Origin of the sequence: Caulobacter sp. BP25, from assembly GCF_002737755.1 — a bacterium.
Lineage (GTDB): Bacteria > Pseudomonadota > Alphaproteobacteria > Caulobacterales > Caulobacteraceae > Caulobacter.
The window spans coordinates 45,124-60,660 of sequence record NZ_PEGH01000006.1 but is presented as its reverse complement, the minus strand read 5'-3'; the positions used below and the strand labels follow the sequence as shown (position 1 = coordinate 60,660).

General features: G+C 65.0%; 15 protein-coding genes and 1 other RNA gene. 8 read left to right on the top strand and 8 right to left on the bottom strand.

Features of this window, described 5'->3' with window-relative positions; all coding sequences use genetic code 11:
• Window positions 1–70 precede the first annotated feature (70 nt).
• The gene (locus tag CSW59_RS03565) at window positions 71–1,951 is read left to right on the top strand and encodes a P-loop NTPase fold protein (protein WP_161495015.1); all 1,881 of its coding nucleotides are present in this window, start codon (window positions 71–73) and stop codon (window positions 1,949–1,951) included.
• A gap of 149 nt (window positions 1,952–2,100) precedes the next feature.
• Here the strand turns inward: CSW59_RS03565 and rnpB are convergent.
• The 4 genes from rnpB to CSW59_RS03545 form a co-directional block, all read right to left on the bottom strand.
• An RNA gene (gene rnpB / locus CSW59_RS03560) (RNase P RNA component class A) lies at window positions 2,101–2,495 on the bottom strand.
• 199 nt (window positions 2,496–2,694) lie between these two features.
• The gene (locus tag CSW59_RS03555; RefSeq protein WP_099442736.1) at window positions 2,695–3,297 is read right to left on the bottom strand and encodes an FMN-binding negative transcriptional regulator; all 603 of its coding nucleotides are present in this window, start codon (window positions 3,295–3,297) and stop codon (window positions 2,695–2,697) included.
• Window positions 3,297–4,025 carry an N-acetylmuramoyl-L-alanine amidase gene (locus tag CSW59_RS03550; protein ID WP_099442735.1) on the bottom strand — a complete coding sequence of 243 codons (729 nt, stop codon included), beginning with the start codon at window positions 4,023–4,025 and terminating at the stop codon, window positions 3,297–3,299. The genes CSW59_RS03555 and CSW59_RS03550 overlap by 1 nt, the downstream gene beginning before the upstream one ends.
• The gene (locus CSW59_RS03545; protein WP_099442734.1) at window positions 4,022–4,915 is read right to left on the bottom strand and encodes a DMT family transporter; all 894 of its coding nucleotides are present in this window, start codon (window positions 4,913–4,915) and stop codon (window positions 4,022–4,024) included. Before CSW59_RS03545 ends, CSW59_RS03550 begins: the two co-directional genes overlap by 4 nt.
• Before the next feature lie 176 nt (window positions 4,916–5,091).
• Between CSW59_RS03545 and CSW59_RS03540 the strand changes: the two genes are divergently transcribed.
• From CSW59_RS03540 to CSW59_RS03525, 4 genes are all read left to right on the top strand, one after another.
• Window positions 5,092–6,561: an NAD(P)/FAD-dependent oxidoreductase gene (locus CSW59_RS03540; RefSeq protein ID WP_099442794.1), complete on the top strand. Its 1,470-nt coding sequence runs from the start codon at window positions 5,092–5,094 to the stop codon at window positions 6,559–6,561.
• A gap of 76 nt (window positions 6,562–6,637) precedes the next feature.
• The gene (locus tag CSW59_RS03535) at window positions 6,638–7,012 is read left to right on the top strand and encodes a hypothetical protein (protein ID WP_099442733.1); all 375 of its coding nucleotides are present in this window, start codon (window positions 6,638–6,640) and stop codon (window positions 7,010–7,012) included.
• The gene (locus CSW59_RS03530; RefSeq protein ID WP_099442732.1) at window positions 7,009–7,962 is read left to right on the top strand and encodes a hypothetical protein; all 954 of its coding nucleotides are present in this window, start codon (window positions 7,009–7,011) and stop codon (window positions 7,960–7,962) included. The genes CSW59_RS03535 and CSW59_RS03530 overlap by 4 nt, the downstream gene beginning before the upstream one ends.
• Before the next feature lie 14 nt (window positions 7,963–7,976).
• Window positions 7,977–8,177, top strand: a complete 201-nt coding sequence (locus CSW59_RS03525; RefSeq protein ID WP_099442731.1) for a hypothetical protein — start codon at window positions 7,977–7,979, stop codon at window positions 8,175–8,177.
• Between the two features lie 51 nt (window positions 8,178–8,228).
• Here the strand turns inward: CSW59_RS03525 and CSW59_RS03520 are convergent, their stop codons facing one another.
• Both CSW59_RS03520 and CSW59_RS03515 read right to left on the bottom strand, forming a co-directional pair.
• Window positions 8,229–8,825, bottom strand: a complete 597-nt coding sequence (locus CSW59_RS03520) for a DUF3052 family protein (protein ID WP_099442730.1) — start codon at window positions 8,823–8,825, stop codon at window positions 8,229–8,231.
• Window positions 8,826–8,827: 2 nt separating this feature from the next.
• Window positions 8,828–9,631 carry a crotonase/enoyl-CoA hydratase family protein gene (locus tag CSW59_RS03515; RefSeq protein WP_099442729.1) on the bottom strand — a complete coding sequence of 268 codons (804 nt, stop codon included), beginning with the start codon at window positions 9,629–9,631 and terminating at the stop codon, window positions 8,828–8,830.
• 181 nt (window positions 9,632–9,812) lie between these two features.
• Between CSW59_RS03515 and CSW59_RS03510 the strand changes: the two genes are divergently transcribed.
• Both CSW59_RS03510 and CSW59_RS03505 read left to right on the top strand, forming a co-directional pair.
• Complete coding sequence (locus CSW59_RS03510; protein ID WP_099442728.1) at window positions 9,813–10,175, top strand: response regulator; 363 nt, start codon at window positions 9,813–9,815, stop codon at window positions 10,173–10,175.
• 48 nt (window positions 10,176–10,223) lie between these two features.
• Window positions 10,224–10,835 carry a pyridoxamine 5'-phosphate oxidase family protein gene (locus tag CSW59_RS03505; RefSeq protein ID WP_099442727.1) on the top strand — a complete coding sequence of 204 codons (612 nt, stop codon included), beginning with the start codon at window positions 10,224–10,226 and terminating at the stop codon, window positions 10,833–10,835.
• A 9-nt stretch (window positions 10,836–10,844) separates the two neighbouring features.
• Here CSW59_RS03505 and CSW59_RS03500 read toward each other — a convergent pair whose 3' ends face one another.
• Both CSW59_RS03500 and CSW59_RS03495 read right to left on the bottom strand, forming a co-directional pair.
• Window positions 10,845–11,720 carry an endonuclease/exonuclease/phosphatase family protein gene (locus CSW59_RS03500; RefSeq protein WP_099442726.1) on the bottom strand — a complete coding sequence of 292 codons (876 nt, stop codon included), beginning with the start codon at window positions 11,718–11,720 and terminating at the stop codon, window positions 10,845–10,847.
• An 11-nt stretch (window positions 11,721–11,731) separates the two neighbouring features.
• Window positions 11,732–12,493 carry a DeoR/GlpR family DNA-binding transcription regulator gene (locus CSW59_RS03495; RefSeq protein ID WP_099442725.1) on the bottom strand — a complete coding sequence of 254 codons (762 nt, stop codon included), beginning with the start codon at window positions 12,491–12,493 and terminating at the stop codon, window positions 11,732–11,734.
• 177 nt (window positions 12,494–12,670) lie between these two features.
• Between CSW59_RS03495 and CSW59_RS03490 the strand changes: the two genes are divergently transcribed.
• The gene (locus tag CSW59_RS03490) at window positions 12,671–15,475 is read left to right on the top strand and encodes a TonB-dependent receptor (protein ID WP_099442724.1); all 2,805 of its coding nucleotides are present in this window, start codon (window positions 12,671–12,673) and stop codon (window positions 15,473–15,475) included.
• Window positions 15,476–15,537: the final 62 nt, after the last annotated feature.

The following is a 15,537-nucleotide window of genomic DNA, read 5'->3' as shown; positions in this document are numbered from 1 at the left end:
CTTGCGGACCGCGCCGACCGCCAGAAGGGGGGTTGTGGTGCTACAGCGGGGAAGGCGGTATGGGTCGTGCATGAGCGCTACCGTTGAAGTGGTTGATCCCAATGCAGCCGTTCGGGTCTTCCTAGACGCATATTGCACCAGCACCGCGCCGCTGAACTATGCGGTCCTCCTCACCGGCCCCTGGGGAGCGGGCAAGACCCATTTTCTGAAGACCTATCTCGCCGACCGGAAGCGCGCCCACATTTACGTGAGCCTTTACGGCGTCAGTTCGGCTAGCGAAATCGACGATCAAATCTATCGTCAATTGCACCCTGCTCTTTCGTCGAAGTACACGAAGCTCGGTGGCGTGCTCGCACGTGCATTCCTAAAAGGCGCGCTCAAGATTGATCTCGACGGCGACGGGAGAGACGACGGCTCGATAAACGGGGGGCTGCCCGAGATCGATCTGAATGATTTTGCTAAGAACGCCAAGGACCGACTTTTGGTGTTCGATGATCTCGAGCGGACGGCCATGAAGCCTGCGAACGTATTGGGCTACATCAATGCTTTCGTGGAACATGAAGACGCGAAGGTTGTGATTCTGGCCAACGAGACGGAAATCGAGAAGGAAGACCCAGACTTTAAGAGGATCAAGGAAAAGCTGATCGGTCAGAGCCTGGTGATATTGCCCTCCGTCGAGGCGGCCTATCCCGAATTGCTCAAACTCGTGACCCACCCATGGGCAGCCAAATTTCTAGAGATGTCCAAGGCGCAAGTGCTCGACGTCTTCGCGCAGTCTGAGGCCAATAACTTGCGGGTCTTAAAACAGGCGCTGTGGGATTTCGAGCGAGTTGCTAAAGGTCTCCGGCCCAGCGACCTAGCTCACACCAATGAGCTGAAGGCCATGCTTCAGGCGATTGTGGCTCTCTCTATAGAGGTTCGTACGGGGCGACTTCCCAAGGAGCAACTTCAAAGCCTAAAGGCTAATCGGTGGGCGCGCTTGTTCCGCCGTGGCAAGGAAGAAACGAAATCTTCTTTGGAGCTTAGTGAAGACCGGTATCCCGGCATCGACCTTCGGCCCGCTGGCCTTGATCCCGATCTTGTGGTTGCGTTGCTAACACGCGGCTATGTTGAGCCAGTTGAGGTCCAATCTAGCTTGGATCGCGCGCCGCCCTTCATCTCGCCAGATGCAGAGCCGATTTGGCGTCGCGCGTGGTATGGCTATCGATCCACCGATGCAGAGTATGCCCAATCAATGGCTGCTCTGGAAGCCGAGTTCGTCGCAAGGGCTTTCGTCACCCCCCCGATCATCATGCATGTATTCGGGATTATGTTGAATGCAGCGCGTATTGGCTACGGCAGGCCCCTCGCCCAAGTCCAAAAAGACTGCCGAGCCTACGTCGACGATCTCGCAGCGAATAACAGGTTCGACCTGACCATCGCCCGGCCTGAGCACCTGAGAACGGACTCGGGATATGATGGCCTAGGCTATATCGACGTTGAAACGCCCGAGTTCAAAGCTCTGGCGAATTATCTCGATGGTGCAATCAATAAAGCATGGCGGAAAATGCTTCCGGTCGCCGCTGAGAAGCTACATGAGACACTTAAAGCCGAGCCTGATCGGTTCACACAGCAAACCACAATCAATAATTCACCGACACCTGCAGCGTTCTGGGACGTCCCGCTTCTTCACTATATCGCGCCAGAGGAATTCGCGAAAACTATACTGACGCTTGAGCCAGCCGCGCAAATCTCGGTACTACAAGGTTTAAGCGCGCGGTATCAGAGGGGAGATGCCTCCGACGTCCGCACCCTCGAACTTCCCTGGCTTGCTAAGCTGCGTCGACGGTTGCTGACAGCTGCGCGGAATCTGGGCCCAATGTCTCGGCATCGTCTCAAAACCGCCGTCGCCCGGGAGATAGACCCCTTGCTGCCTGCGAAGGTGTCGACTCCCAAGTCTACCGGACCATAGCGTAGCGTTAACGTGCACTACGGAACAATACTACGATCACCACGATGACAGTGCACCAGCATCCACTTCGACTTGCGACCCTGCGTGCGGGAAAAACGAGACGCCGCGCACGCGGCGAGACGGAGGAAGCGCTGTCCGCCTCCGTGAAATGGACCAGATGATCTGTAAGCCGGGTTCTGTTCCGCCCCGCCAATCCGAAGACTGAAGAGACGGCGACGATCATTCCTCTAGGCCGGCCATTGCTGGACGGCTCTCGCGACCTACCCGGACCCTCTCAGCCAGTGACGGCCTATCCGACGCGAGGTCGGCGCGGGGTCCCTATTCGGTCTTGCTCCAGGCGGGGCTTGCCATGCCGTCCCTGTCACCAGGTCCGCGGTGGGCTCTTACCCCACCCTTTCACCCTTCCCGCCCCGTAGGGAGGAGGTTTGCTTTCTGTGGCGCTATCCCTGGGATCGCTCCCGGTGGGCGTTACCCACCGCCTTGTCACCGTGGAGCCCGGACTTTCCTCGGCGTCCGAAGACGACGCGACCGCCCGACCATCTGGTCCGGGGGTTCAATGGCCTTGCGGGGCCGCGAGGTCAACTTTCATCCGACCTCCCCGGCGACACTTCAGTGCGGCGAAGCCAATGCCGGGGCCCAGATTCATTCCGAGAGTTTGAGGTGTTTGCGCCAATCGACGGCGTCAAAATCGCGGCGGTCCGTGGGTTCGATCTGGGCCCCGGCATTCGCCGGGGAAGTCGGGTTCAGGGGATATCTCGCATCAGCCCCGCGATCGGGTGCTTGCCCAGCCCCTTCGCCGCGCCCAGGCGGTCGGCGTCGGACTTGTTCTGCGAGAGCTTGAAGGTCCCCTCCAGGCGCTCGACGAACAGCCGGCCGCCCATGATGCCGCGCAGCAGGGCCTCGAACTTGCCGGCCTTCATCTTGTCGCGGGTCCAGGGCTTTTTGGGGAGAAGCCGCGCCTCTTCCTGCGCCGACAGGTCGTCGAGCAGCGCGATCAGCTCGGCCTCGTTCAGCGGCGCGACCGAGCCCTCGGCCTCGAGCGACTGGTAGTTCCAGGTCGGGACCTGGTCGGCGCTCTCGTACCAGTCGGGGCTGATGTAGGCGTCGAGGCCGGTCGCCAGCACCACCGCGCGGAAGCCTTGCGTCAGGTGCGGCGTCAGGACGTTGCCGCGCGACAGGTGGAAGTCGAGCGCGATCTCGCCGGAAAGCTCGCGGATGACCACCGGCGACTGGGCGACCATCGGCCGGCCGCCGACGCTGGCGGCGATGGTGACGAACGGATGCGCTCGCAAGAAGTTGAGCAGGACCGCGCGATCCTCGACGTGGAAAGCCGGCGCCGGATGCATCAGTCCGCCGCCGCGCGCAACAGGGCCACCAGGCGCGAGCGGGTCTCGCCGTCGGCGATGCCGTCGAAGCGGCTCTGCAGCCAGTGGCGCTGGAAGGCGGCGACCACGGTCGTGGTCCATTCGTCGTACTGGCCGGTCGGGGCGCAGTCGAAGCCCAGGCGCGTCAGCCCCGCTTGAAGCGCGAAGACGCCGGTCCCCTCCTCGCCCTGGCCCAGCGGGGCGCCGGGCGACGGCGGCGGCTCGACCCACAGGCCATGGCCGCTCTCGGCCAGGCGCTTCCACGGGAAGAGCTCGCCCGGATCGACCTTGCGGGCGGGGGCGACGTCGGAGTGGCCGAGGATGCGGCTGTCGGGGATCATCCAGCGCGAGCGCACGTCGGCCAGCAGGTTGATCACCGCCGCGACCTGGGCGTCCGGGAACGGGCGATAGCCAAACTCGTGGCCGGGATTGACGATCTCGATGCCGATCGAGGCCGAGTTGATGTCCTTGACGCCCTTCCAGAAGGCCGCGCCGGCGTGCCAGGCCCGGCGCTCTTCGGGCACTAGGCGGAAGATGCGGCCGTCTTCCTCGACGCAATAGTGCGCGCTGACCTTGGCCTGCGGATCGCGCAGCCGCTCGATCGCGCCCTCGCCGGTTTCCATGCCGGTGTAGTGCAGGACCACCGTGTCGGGGACGGCCTTGCGGGCGTCGAAATTGGGCGACGGGGCCTCGATAAAGGACAGGCTCATTGGACGCGGTTCCGGATCGACATCAACAGCGGCATGACCTGATTCCGCCGAAGCGCGATGATCAGAACACCCAGCAGCGCCAGGGCCGCCCCGATCCCCATCCGCAGATCGAAGTGGTCGTTGGTGACCACCACGCCCATGCCGATCGTGAAGAGCGGCGTCATCAGGGTCAGCGGCGCGATCAGATTGGCCTCATAGCGCTGGATCAGCCCGTAATAGGCCGTGTGGGCCAGAACCGAAACCACCAGAGCCGAAAACACCACCGCCGCGAGAAAGGGCCAGCCGGCGTGAAGGCCTGCGGCCACCTGCCCCGGCTCCATGAGCGCGCTCATCAGCCCGAGAGGCCACAGCGAGGAGAAGCCGACCCAGGCCTGGAACTGGAGCGGTTTGACGCCCTCGATCTGCTTCATCATCACCGCGCCCAGCGAGCCGGTGAAGGCCGCCGCGACGATCAGCCAGAGGCCGGGCGACAGCTCGATGCCATGCGGGCTCCACATGACAACCACCGCGCCGAGCAAGGTGAGCGCGATGCCGGCGCCGCGCCGCCAGCGGATGCGCTCGCCCAGCATCAGCACCGACAGCACGGTGGTGAACGGCACGCCCAGCTGGATCACCACCGCCGCCGCCGAGGGCGAGGCGGTGGTCAGGCCCATGAACAGCAGCGCGAAATTGCCTCCGCCCATCAGCAAACCCACCAGCACCATCCGCCAGGTCGGCCTGGGCGCGGGCAGCAGCCAGGGCAGCGTGATGACCGCGACCAAGGCAAAGCGCACGGCCGCATAATACAGCGGCGGTACGCCCCAGTGCGCCACGACCAGCTTCGAGACGATATTGCTGCCGGCCCAGGCCAGACAGATCAGGACCAGAAGGCCAAAGTCGCGCAGAGACATGGGTTACCGCTTAAGCCTTGGCCGCCTCAGTCCGCAATCGAAACCCGCGTTGGCGCCCCCAGGCTGGGGCGCTATCGCGGTTGACGTTCGGTCAAAACGGTCGTTTGTTCCTGAACAATGTTCACCTATCGCCACGCCGGATCAACCGTCGGGCGTCGAAGCGGGGCGGAAATCTGATGGAACACGTGGACGTCCTGATCGTCGGCGCCGGCCTCTCAGGCATCGGCGCGGCCTATCACCTGCGCAAGCACTGCCCCGGCAAGACCTTCGCGATCCTGGAGGGGCGCGAGGCGATCGGCGGCACCTGGGACCTGTTCCGCTATCCCGGCATCCGCTCCGACAGCGACATGTACACCCTGGGCTACAGCTTCAAGCCGTGGAAGCAGGCCAAGGCGATCGCCGACGGGCCGTCAATCCTGTCCTATGTGCGCGAGACCGCGCGCGAGCACGATGTCGATCGCCACATCCGCTTCAACCACAAGGTCAAGCGCGCCAGCTGGTCGACGCAGACCGCCACCTGGACCGTCGAGGCCGAGCACGACGGCCAGATCGTCACGTTCTCGTGCGGCTTCCTCTACATGTGCTCGGGCTACTACCGCTATTCGGCGGGCTATACGCCGGAGTTCGCCGGGACCGAGCGCTTCAAGGGCCGCATCGTCCATCCGCAGCACTGGCCCGAGGACCTCGACTACGCCGGCAAACAGGTCGTGGTGATCGGCAGCGGCGCGACGGCCGTCACCCTGGTGCCCGAGATGGCCAAGACCGCCGCGCACGTGGTCATGCTGCAGCGCTCGCCGACCTATGTGGTGTCGCGTCCGGCCGAGGACGGGATCGCCAACTGGCTGCGGACCAAGCTGCCGGCCATGACCGCCTACGGCATCACGCGCTGGAAGAACGTCCTTATGCAGCTGCTGTTCTTCAACCTGGCCCGCAAGCGGCCCGAGAAGATGAAGGCGCGGCTGCTGGACCTGGTCCGCGACCACTTGGGTCCCGACTACGACATCGCCACCCACTTCACGCCCAAGTACAATCCCTGGGACCAGCGCCTGTGCCTGGTGCCGGACGCCGACCTCTTCGACTCGATCAAGGCCGGGACGAGCTCGGTCGTCACCGACCAGATCGAGACCTTCACCGAAGACGGCATCCTGCTGAAATCCGGCAAGACCCTGAAGGCCGACGTGGTCGTCACCGCTACGGGCCTACAACTGCAGCTGCTAGGCGGCATGGAGGTGGTGGTCGACGGCAAGGTCGCCGATCTGTCCAAGGCGTTCAGCTACAAGGGCATGATGTTCAGCGGCGTGCCAAACCTGGCCTCGGCGTTCGGCTACACCAACGCCAGCTGGACGCTGAAGGCGGACCTGACCAGCGAATATGTCTGCCGCCTGCTCAAGCATCTGGACCGCACGCATGCGGACTTCTGCGTCCCGCGCGTCGATGAGCCCAACATGCCGATCGCGCCGTGGCTGGACTTCTCGTCCGGCTATGTGACCCGCTCGATCGGCATGTTCCCCAAGCAGGGCCCGAAGGCGCCGTGGAAGGCGCATCAGAACTACGCGCTGGACCTTATGACCCTGCGCTTTGGCAAGGTGGACGACGGGGTGATGGCGTTTGGACGCAAGACGAAGATTGACGCCATAGCTGCATAAGCTTAACCATACCCGCCAAGGGAGAATCTATCTCTCTGGGCGGCGTCTTGGCCCGTGTGGTTGGGGGAAGACGCCTATGGCCCACGCCTCGCGGCGCCGCGACCATCGCCTTGCCAAGGCCGTGCTTCGATTTGGCCGGGGCTTGGCTCTGCTGACCTTGGTCAGCCCGATCAGCGGCTGCTTCTCGATCAGTTACGTCGATCGCGACAACAGGCTGCATCGCACGGGACTGATGGACATCGTTGTCGCCGAGGACGCGACGAAATCGGTTCAGGCCACTCGCGTCACTATCCTGGGCTTGGCCATTAGCCACGACCCCGTCAACGGCGGCGGCCTCACCATTGGCTATCGCGATGACCGCCTCCTGGCCCTGCCCGACAATTCCTGCGTCGATCTGAAAGCCTCAGCCGTCTGCGCCGAGGCCGCAAAACCAAAAGGAAGCGTTCCATGAAGCGAGTTCCTATTCTGGCGGGCGTGGCCGTCGCATCCCTTCTGTCCGCCTGCGCCAGCGAGAAGAGCGTGCTCTTCGTTACCTCGGCCTCGCTGGGGATCAATGTCGATGGCAAACCGCCCACCGCGAGCGTCGGCTATGACCGAACCGAAGGTTACCTTGCTCCGCTGGTGCCGAATGGAGCGCTTCCTCCGGTCGTGGCGTCGATCGAGACAGGCGGCGGCCTTCTGAGCCCGAAAGTCCGCCAGCTCTACGCCACCGGCGCCGCGGCCGGGAAGGCCGCCGACGCGCCAGACGTCAAGGATGGCCCGGTCGAACTGAAGGGCCAAGTGGAAGGCAAGAAGCGGGTGTTTTTCGGGACAACGACGAACATCGGCTTCAAGATCGGCGTCGGGCCGGACAACATCCCCGACAGCTTCAACTTCGGTTACAAGCGCAAGGAGTTCTCTTACATCCCGCTGGCCGAGGTCCCACAGACCACGCCGGGAGGCGAACAAGTCTATGTCTATCCGTCGGTCCTGGCGTCGGTGGACACCGCCAGCCTGGCCACCGCGCCACAGACCGCCAACAGCGGCCTGACCAGCCGTCAGTTCTTCGCGACAGGCCAGGCGGCCGAGGCTCTCGCCGTTTTGAACCAGGGGTTGTTCCGCGACAAAACGCAAGACGCTCTGAGCGCGGCGCTGACGCCCGAGGAGCAGCGCCAAGCCCAGGACGCAGGCCACCAGGACGCCGAAACCCAGAGTGCGAACGTCGACAAAATTCTGGATTATGTCGCGCCGGGCGGCGTCGTAGACGTCAATAAGTTGAAAGCGCTGGTCGCGGCCGCCAGGACCAAGGGATCCGTGCCAGAGAATTTGGAGAACCAGACCTCAGCGGCCGAAATCCGGAAAGCCATCGCCAACAAACAGGCGGCCACCCGTCGGCTGGTCGCGGCGATTCCAAACCTCTGACTCAGGAGATTCCGATGTTGGCAGAAATGGTCATCTATGTCTGCGAAACGGCACCCAAGGCCGAACAGGCGCGACAAGTCCTAATCGATCAGGGCTTCCCGGCCGCGGCTATCACGGCCGAGGAAGTTGGCGACTTCACCTACGACGCCGAGACCTATGCCAACGGAACCTCGGGCGACGCGAGCAACTGCTGGGTGGTGACTGGTCGAAAGTAATTGCCCCTGAGATGCGGTGTGGGCGTCGGAACGCAAGCCAAGCCCGCGCTCCTAGCCGCCTTTGCGCTTCACGAACCGCAGCGCGGTGTGGGTCGTTGAGAAGCCGCAGACCTTGGTGTCCGAAAAGCCCATGCCGCGCGCGGCGCCCAGGATGTCGGTGTCCTTCAACGGCGCGCCCTTGCCCTTGCGCGAGACCACCCAGATCGCGCCCTTGTCGGCCAAGGCGCCCTTCCAGTCGTCCATGCGGTCGAGGTCGGCCAGGTCCTCGGCGGCCAGGAACAGGATGTCGATCCCCTCCTCGGCCTCGACCGGCTCCACGCGCGTGCTGAGCTCCTCGACGAACGCCTCGTCCTCGACACCGTCGATCACGACCGTCATGCCCGGCTTCACGCCCAGCTTGTCTAGGCGCGAGGGCGGGTTGAGGATCGCGTGGACCCATTTGTCGGCTTGGCCCGGCTCCAGCGTGAAGCGGGTGCCGTCGCTGAGCACCAGGTCATCGCCCTCGGTCCGAACGTTCTTCAGGGCGTGGCCCTGATAGATCCCGCGATAGGCGCCGCGGAAGATCAGCTTCGGCGGCTCCCACAGCAGCTTTCCCTCGCTCTCGCCCTCGGAGAGTTGCCCCCAGACCCCGCTTGCTTCCTTGCCCATGCTCAAGCGCCCTTAAAGACCGGAGCGCGCTTTTCGAGGATCGCCTCGACGCCTTCCATGTGGTCCTGCGTGTGGTGGGCGATGGCCTGGGCGGCGGCGCTCATCTCCATCAGCGTGTCGTAGCTGGCGGTCTGGCCGTGCTTGAGCAGGCTCTTGGCCATGCGCAGGGCGTGCGGCGGCTGCTGGGCGATCCGTTCGGCCAGGGCGAGGGCCTCGCCCATCAGGTCGGCGTGCGGCACGGCCTTGCTGACCAGGCCCCACTCGGCCGCCTTGCCCGCGTCGATGACATCGCCGGTGAAGAGCAGCTCGGCCGCGCGGCTCATGCCGATCGTGCGCGGCATCAGCCAGGCGCCGCCGTCGCCGGGGATCAGGCCCAGCTTCAGGAAGGTGACGCCGAACCTGGCCGTGTCGGCGGCGATGCGGATGTCGGTCATGCAGGCCACGTCGCAACCCAAGCCGATCGCCGCGCCGTTCACGGCCGCGATCGAGGGGACCTCCAGGCCATAGATCGCCCGCACGATGCGGTGGATGTTCTTGCGGTAGCCGTCGCGCACCGCCACGCCATTGCCGGCGAAGGCGCCCTCGCGCGCCTTCATCGCCTTGACGTCGCCGCCGGCCGAGAAGGCCTTGCCCGCGCCCGTCAGGATCACGCAGCGGATCTCCTGGTCATCATTGATCGCCTCGCAGGCGGCCGCCACCTGATCGCCGTCGCCCGGCGCGCCGAGCGCGTTCATCGCCTCGGGGCGGTTCAAGGTGAGAATGGCGACGTGGCCGCGCTTCTCGGTCAGGATCAAGGGCTGGGACATCGGCTAGGGCGCTCCTGCGGTTCTTATCTGTTGGGCGTTCCATAGCGCGGTTTGCACCCGCGCGCAGCCTCGGGCTGGATGTCACTCAACCCCTACGATATAAGCGATCACGAAAACGCGACTGGCGCGCGAGCGCGCGCCGTCATTGATATGTCTTGGGACTCGATAGAAAGCAGCGGCAATGACCGTGCACACACAGGCCCGACATGTATTGATCATCGAGGACGAAATCCTCGTGGCCTTCGAGGTTGAGGCTCTTCTTGCCGAGCAAGGGTTCACCAGCTTCGACATCGCCGATAGTCCAGCCGACGCCTTGGCGATGGCCGTGGCTCACCCTCCGGACTTGATCACCGCGGACTATCGCATCGTTGGCGGGACGGGCGTCGAGGCTGTCGAAGCGATCCAGAACCAGCTCGGCCACATCCCGGTCGTCTATGTCACCGGCAACGCCGACCAGCTGAGGGGCCACTTCAAGCCCATCGTCGACAAGCCCATCTCGCCGCGCCACCTGGCCGAAGCCTGCGCCCGCGCGTTCGCCAGCTGATTGCGGCCCGCCCCCGCCGCTCATAAGGTCGAGCCAGGAGGCCGCGCGATGGATATCACCACGATCGAAGCGCTGGAGGCGCTGTATCAGCCCGCGCCCGTCCCGGCCTCGCTCGTCAAGGTCAGCGACCACATCACCCCGCACTACGCCGCGCTGATCCAGGCCTCGCCGTTCGTCGCCCTCGCCACCGTCGGCCCCGAGGGCCTGGACTGCAGCCCGCGCGGCGACCAGCCCGGCTTTGTCCGCATCGCCGACCCGAAGACCCTGATGCTGCCGGACCGGCGCGGCAACAACCGCATCGACACCCTGCGCAACATCGTCCGTGATCCGCGCGTAGCCCTGCTGTTCCTGATCCCCGGCTCGGGCACGACCTTCCGTGTCAACGGCCGCGCCAAGCTGAGCGCCGATCCGGCCTTGCTCGAAAGCTTCGCCGTCGACGGCAAGCCGCCTCGCACCGTGACGGTGATCACGATCGAGGAGGCCTATTTCCAATGCGCACGCGCCATCGTGCGTTCGGGCCTCTGGAAGGCCGAGAGCCATGTCGATCCAAAGACCCTGCCCTCGGCCGGCGCGATGCTGGCGGCCGTCACCGCCGGAGAGGTCGGCGGCGAGGCCTATGACCAGACGTGGCCGGAACGCGCGGCCAAGACGCTGTGGTGAAGGCCGCGCCTACCGCGCCGTCTTGCCGCGCGGGGGCGGAACGATCTCGACGATGATCGGGAAGTGATCCGAGATCGCCAGGCCATTGTCGGTGTCAGTCAGGGTGGCGAACCGCGAGATCTTCAGCTTGCGATCGACGAACACGTAGTCGATCGGCCCCGTCGGCGGCGCGCCGGGCGAGAAGTCGTTGAAGGTGCCCGCCGGGCCAAAGACGATCGGGCTGGCCTCGCGGGCGTCGCGAAGCGGCGAGTCCTTGCCCGCCAGCACGGCGTGGGGCGGGTCGCCGGGCGCGCTGTTGAAGTCGCCCAGCACGATCAGGCGCGAGTCCGGCCAGGCGGCCTGGTCCAGGATCTGCCGCGCGCAAAGCCGGCGCGACTCCGCGCCGACATGGTCGAGATGCGCGTTGCGCACGTCCCATAGCAGGCCGCTCGCGCGATCCCTCAGCACCAACCGAGTATAGGTGCGCGGCAGCGCCGCGTCATAGGCCTTGCCCGGCCGCTCGGGCGTGGGAGAGCACCAACGCGTCTGCGCCAGCACCCGCTCGAACCGGTCGGCGCGATAGAACACCGTCGTCGCCTCGCCCTTCGCCGCCCCGTCATCGCGGCCCACGCCATAGTGGGCGTAGCCCGGCAAGGCGCGCGACAGATCCTCGACCATCGGCATCAGCGCTTCCTGCAAGCCGAGAATGTCGGGCGCGAAGAAGGCGACCTGCCGCGCCATCGGCCCGCGCCGCGCGCGCCAATCGGGCCGGTCGTCGGGATTGTCGTAACGGATATTGTAGCTCATCACTCGCAGCGACGGCTCTTCGGCCCGAACGGCGATAGGCGAAATGGCGGCGATCGCGATCGTCGCGGCCAGGGTCAGCTTCATGAGGCTCTGGGTCATCGCCGCGACGTCTAGGGCGCGATGACGACGGTGGCGCGACGGAAGGCCTGGACGAAAGACTCTTCCAGCGGCTTGTCGGTCACGAGGATGTCGACCTCCTCGGGCGAGGCCGTACGGATCAGGCCCAGACGGCCAAACTTGGTGTGGTCGGCGGCCAGCAGAACCCGGTCGGCGCGCTCATAGACGATCCGGCTCATCGCCGCCTCCCGGGCGTGACGGTCGGTCAGGCCGTGATCGGGATGGACGCCGCCCACCGTCAGAATGGCCAGATGCGGGGTGAACTGGGAGACATAGTCCTGGGCCACATGGTCCGAGAACGCCTTGTAGTCATAGTCCAGCTCGCCCCCGGCGAGGAACAGGCTGTTGCCGTCTCGCCCGCCCAGGGTCTGGGCCACCACCAGCGAATTGGTGATCACCTTCAGTTCGCGGCGCACGCCAGCCAAGGCCCGGGCCACGTAGCAGGCGGTCGTGCCGGCGTCGATGAACAGCGTGTCGCCGTCGCGGACAAACGGCGCGGCGGCGGCGGCGATACGGGTCTTCTCCGCCAGATTCTCCTGCATGCGCCGATCGTGCGGACCTTCGCTGGAAACCGCCGCCAGCTGGACGACGCCGTGGGTCCAGACCACCTCGCCACGGGCCTCGAGCACGCGCAGTTCGCGCCGGATCGTCTCCTCGGAGACCTCCAGCTCCTGGGCCAGGCGCGCAATGACGAGGCTTTCGCCGGGTTTGAGCTTGTGAAGGATCTCGCGCTGACGGTCCTGGCGTCTGAGCATGGCTGCTCCCCTCCGCTGCTCATCTCGATAATTGTGGGAATTCTGATGGCTTGATGTGCTTTTGTCGAGCTGGTCGTGTGGCAATGCGACAAATTGCGCCATAATGTCACACCCCTGTCTCAACCCGCACGTATGAGCCCGCCGTCGCGAACAGCGAACCAAGTCAGGGGTGTGATCATGAAAGAGTGGAACGGCGAAGGCGCCAAGCGTCCGCGCGGACAAACGGGCAAGTCGATCAAGGCCGCCCTTCTGGCGGGGGTGTTCGGCCTGGCTTGGGCGAGCGGCGCGCACGCCGAGACGGCCCCGCCGTCGGCCGAGCCGTCCGATACGATCGACTCCCTGGTGATCGTCGCCAAGCGCAACGACGCGGCCAAGACGCAGATGCGCGCGGCCAATGCGATCGCCGTGCTGTCGGCGGAAGACCTGGAACACACCGCCGTCCACAACGTCGCCGAAGCGCTGGGCATGATGCCCAGCGTCAACGTGATGAACACCGGCTCGTCGTTCTTTGGCGGCATCGACGGCGCCTCGCGCGGTGAAGGCATGTTCGTGTCGATCCGCGGCCTGAACGCCGAGTTCAACGTCAACATGATCAACGGCGTGACGGTGGCCCAGGGCATGCCCTACAGCCGCCAGGTCAAGCTGAGCCTGCTGCCGCCGTCTGGCCTGCACACCATCGTGTTGAACAAGACCTCGACCGCCGACATGGACGGCGACGCGATCGGGGGCACGGTCGACTTCCGCACGCCGTCGGCGTTCGACTATCGCGGCGACTTCTCCGGCTCGATCACGGCTTCGGGCCGCATCGAGAGCCGCGCCCGCGACTATGGCGACAAGGGCCTGGGCGGCGGCCTGTCGGGCGAACTGGCCAAGAAGTTCGGCCCGGACCAGAGCTTTGGCGTCTACGCCAGCGCCTTCTACGACAAGCGCAACTTCGCCAACAGCGAGATGGCTGGCGTCATGGCCGCCCAGAACGACGGCGGCTGGAGCTATCTGGTCCGCAACGCGGCTGGCCAAAGCTATCCGGGCCTAGATCCCGAGCAGAATATCACCCAGACTGGCATAAATGTCGGCGTTTCGAACGGCTTCACCGAGCGCTGGGGTGGCAATTTCACGCTCAACTGGCGGCCTGACGAGACGCTGGATGTCTATCTGCGCGGCTCCTACGCCCGCGCCAAGACCCAGCAGAACTCCACGCTCACCCAGTTCGTCAGCACCAGCAAGAGCTACAAGGAAACCGTCGCCGGCAGCGGGCGCTACGCGCTCAGCGTCGACCAGGTCTCGACGCGCGTCTGGTACGAGACCAACCCGGAAGAGGCCGACCTTGGAACCCTGCAAGCCGGCTTCGACAAGACGCTGGGCGCCTGGACCCTTTCGCCTCAGGTCTTCTACAGCGAGGGCGATAACGACCGTCCGAACCACATCGAGGCTTCGGTGCGGATCAATCAGAGCGACAGGTTCAACAGCGGCTCCAACCGCACCCTCGGCGGCCTGTCGATGGGCTATTCCAACAACCTGCCGCGCCCGCTGTTCACCAGCACGATCTACGACGACCTCAACAACGCCAACACAGCGCTGCTGGCGCGTCGCGCCGGCCAGCTGACCGAGCAGTACAGCGGCCAGCAGAAGTACGGCTTCAAGTTCGACGCCAAGCGGGTCTTCGAGGGCCGCGCGCTGCAGTGGGTCAAGCTGGGCGGCAAGTATGTCGACAGCCATCGCCGCGTGACGAACCGCGACTGGACCAATGACCACTTCGCCAACCTGATCGGTCAGGGCGGCCTGACCTGGGACAGCCTGGGCATCGCCACCAGCTACTACGAAGACGTGTTCCCGGGCGAATACGATTGGCGCGCGCCGAAGGTGGACCAGGACAAGCTGCTCGAGTACTTCTACAAGTACAAGACCGCCGCATCGTTCGACACCTGCGGCTCGAACGAGATCAACAACTGGAACTGCAACACCCAGAAGGGTGATGAGGCGGTCGCTTCGATCTATGCGATGGCCGACTACCAGTTCGGCGACGTCGAGGTCACGCCCGGCCTGCGCTACGAACACACCAAGATCGACAACCTCTACTGGGCGATCCCGACCACCAGCGCCGGCCAACAGACGGGCGCCTGGGCCACGAGCAGCACCGAGTACAACGAAGTGCTGCCCAGCGTGTTCGTCACCTGGCGCCCCAGCGACGCGGCCGTCTATCGCGGCTCGGTCTGGACGTCCTACACCCGTCCGGCCTTCATCCAGCTGGCGGGCGGCGAGCGTCGCGCGGTCAGCGACGACGGCAACGTCTCGATCAGCCGCGGCAATCCGGACCTGAAGCCGATCAAGGCGATCAATCTCGACCTGTCGGGCGAGTGGAGCAGCAGCAAGGGCGGCTACGCCATGCTGGGCGGCTTCTACAAGCACCTGTCGGACTACATGTACGACAATGGCTCAAGCTCGGTGAACACCGACACCTTCGCCGTGGGCAGGACCACGGTCAGCCAGCCCACCAACGGCGGCGACGGCGACGTCTATGGCCTGGAGCTGCAGCTGCGCCAGAAGTTCTCGGACCTGCCGGGCCTGCTGAGCGGCCTGGGCGCGGGAATCAACGTCACCCGTCAGTGGACCAGCGTGGACCTGGGCGACGGCGTCGACAACCGCATCCAGAACGCTCCGGACTGGCTGGCCGACGCCCAGCTCTTCTACCAGAAGGGCGGCTTCAGCTTCGACGTGATCTACCACTACTCGGGCGCCTACGTGTCCGGCTACGACGTGCTCGACCAGCCCGGCGAGTGGGACAACCTGTGGGTTCGACCGATGCGCAGCGTCGACCTGCACATGGGCTATGCCTTCGGCAACGGTTTCAAGGTCGACCTCTCGGTCGCCAACCTGCTGAAGAACTACAGCTACTGGTCGCACATCGGCAAAAACAGCCTGGCCCTGTCGGACGTCGTCGACTCGGGTCGAACCACGCTGCTGACGCTGAAGAAGAGCTTCTAGAGCGCTTTCATCCCCGCGCTCTTGGAAGCGGCGATGCGCTCCCCCAGCCCGGGGAGCGCATC

What these genes read in the sequence shown, in the direction of transcription:
- CSW59_RS03515 (WP_099442729.1), bottom strand. Translation starts at nt 9,631, where the DNA reads ATGTCCCAGCCCTTGATCCTGACCGAGAAGCGCGGCCACGTCGCCATT.
- CSW59_RS03545 (WP_099442734.1), bottom strand. Translation starts at nt 4,915, where the DNA reads ATGTCTCTGCGCGACTTTGGCCTTCTGGTCCTGATCTGTCTGGCCTGG.
- CSW59_RS03565 (WP_161495015.1), top strand. Translation starts at nt 71, where the DNA reads ATGAGCGCTACCGTTGAAGTGGTTGATCCCAATGCAGCCGTTCGGGTC.
- CSW59_RS03505 (WP_099442727.1), top strand. Translation starts at nt 10,224, where the DNA reads ATGGATATCACCACGATCGAAGCGCTGGAGGCGCTGTATCAGCCCGCG.
- CSW59_RS03490 (WP_099442724.1), top strand. Translation starts at nt 12,671, where the DNA reads ATGAAAGAGTGGAACGGCGAAGGCGCCAAGCGTCCGCGCGGACAAACG.
- CSW59_RS03500 (WP_099442726.1), bottom strand. Translation starts at nt 11,720, where the DNA reads ATGACCCAGAGCCTCATGAAGCTGACCCTGGCCGCGACGATCGCGATC.
- CSW59_RS03510 (WP_099442728.1), top strand. Translation starts at nt 9,813, where the DNA reads ATGACCGTGCACACACAGGCCCGACATGTATTGATCATCGAGGACGAA.
- CSW59_RS03525 (WP_099442731.1), top strand. Translation starts at nt 7,977, where the DNA reads ATGTTGGCAGAAATGGTCATCTATGTCTGCGAAACGGCACCCAAGGCC.
- CSW59_RS03495 (WP_099442725.1), bottom strand. Translation starts at nt 12,493, where the DNA reads ATGCTCAGACGCCAGGACCGTCAGCGCGAGATCCTTCACAAGCTCAAA.
- CSW59_RS03535 (WP_099442733.1), top strand. Translation starts at nt 6,638, where the DNA reads ATGGCCCACGCCTCGCGGCGCCGCGACCATCGCCTTGCCAAGGCCGTG.
- CSW59_RS03555 (WP_099442736.1), bottom strand. Translation starts at nt 3,297, where the DNA reads ATGCATCCGGCGCCGGCTTTCCACGTCGAGGATCGCGCGGTCCTGCTC.
- CSW59_RS03520 (WP_099442730.1), bottom strand. Translation starts at nt 8,825, where the DNA reads ATGGGCAAGGAAGCAAGCGGGGTCTGGGGGCAACTCTCCGAGGGCGAG.
- CSW59_RS03540 (WP_099442794.1), top strand. Translation starts at nt 5,092, where the DNA reads ATGGAACACGTGGACGTCCTGATCGTCGGCGCCGGCCTCTCAGGCATC.
- CSW59_RS03550 (WP_099442735.1), bottom strand. Translation starts at nt 4,025, where the DNA reads ATGAGCCTGTCCTTTATCGAGGCCCCGTCGCCCAATTTCGACGCCCGC.
- CSW59_RS03530 (WP_099442732.1), top strand. Translation starts at nt 7,009, where the DNA reads ATGAAGCGAGTTCCTATTCTGGCGGGCGTGGCCGTCGCATCCCTTCTG.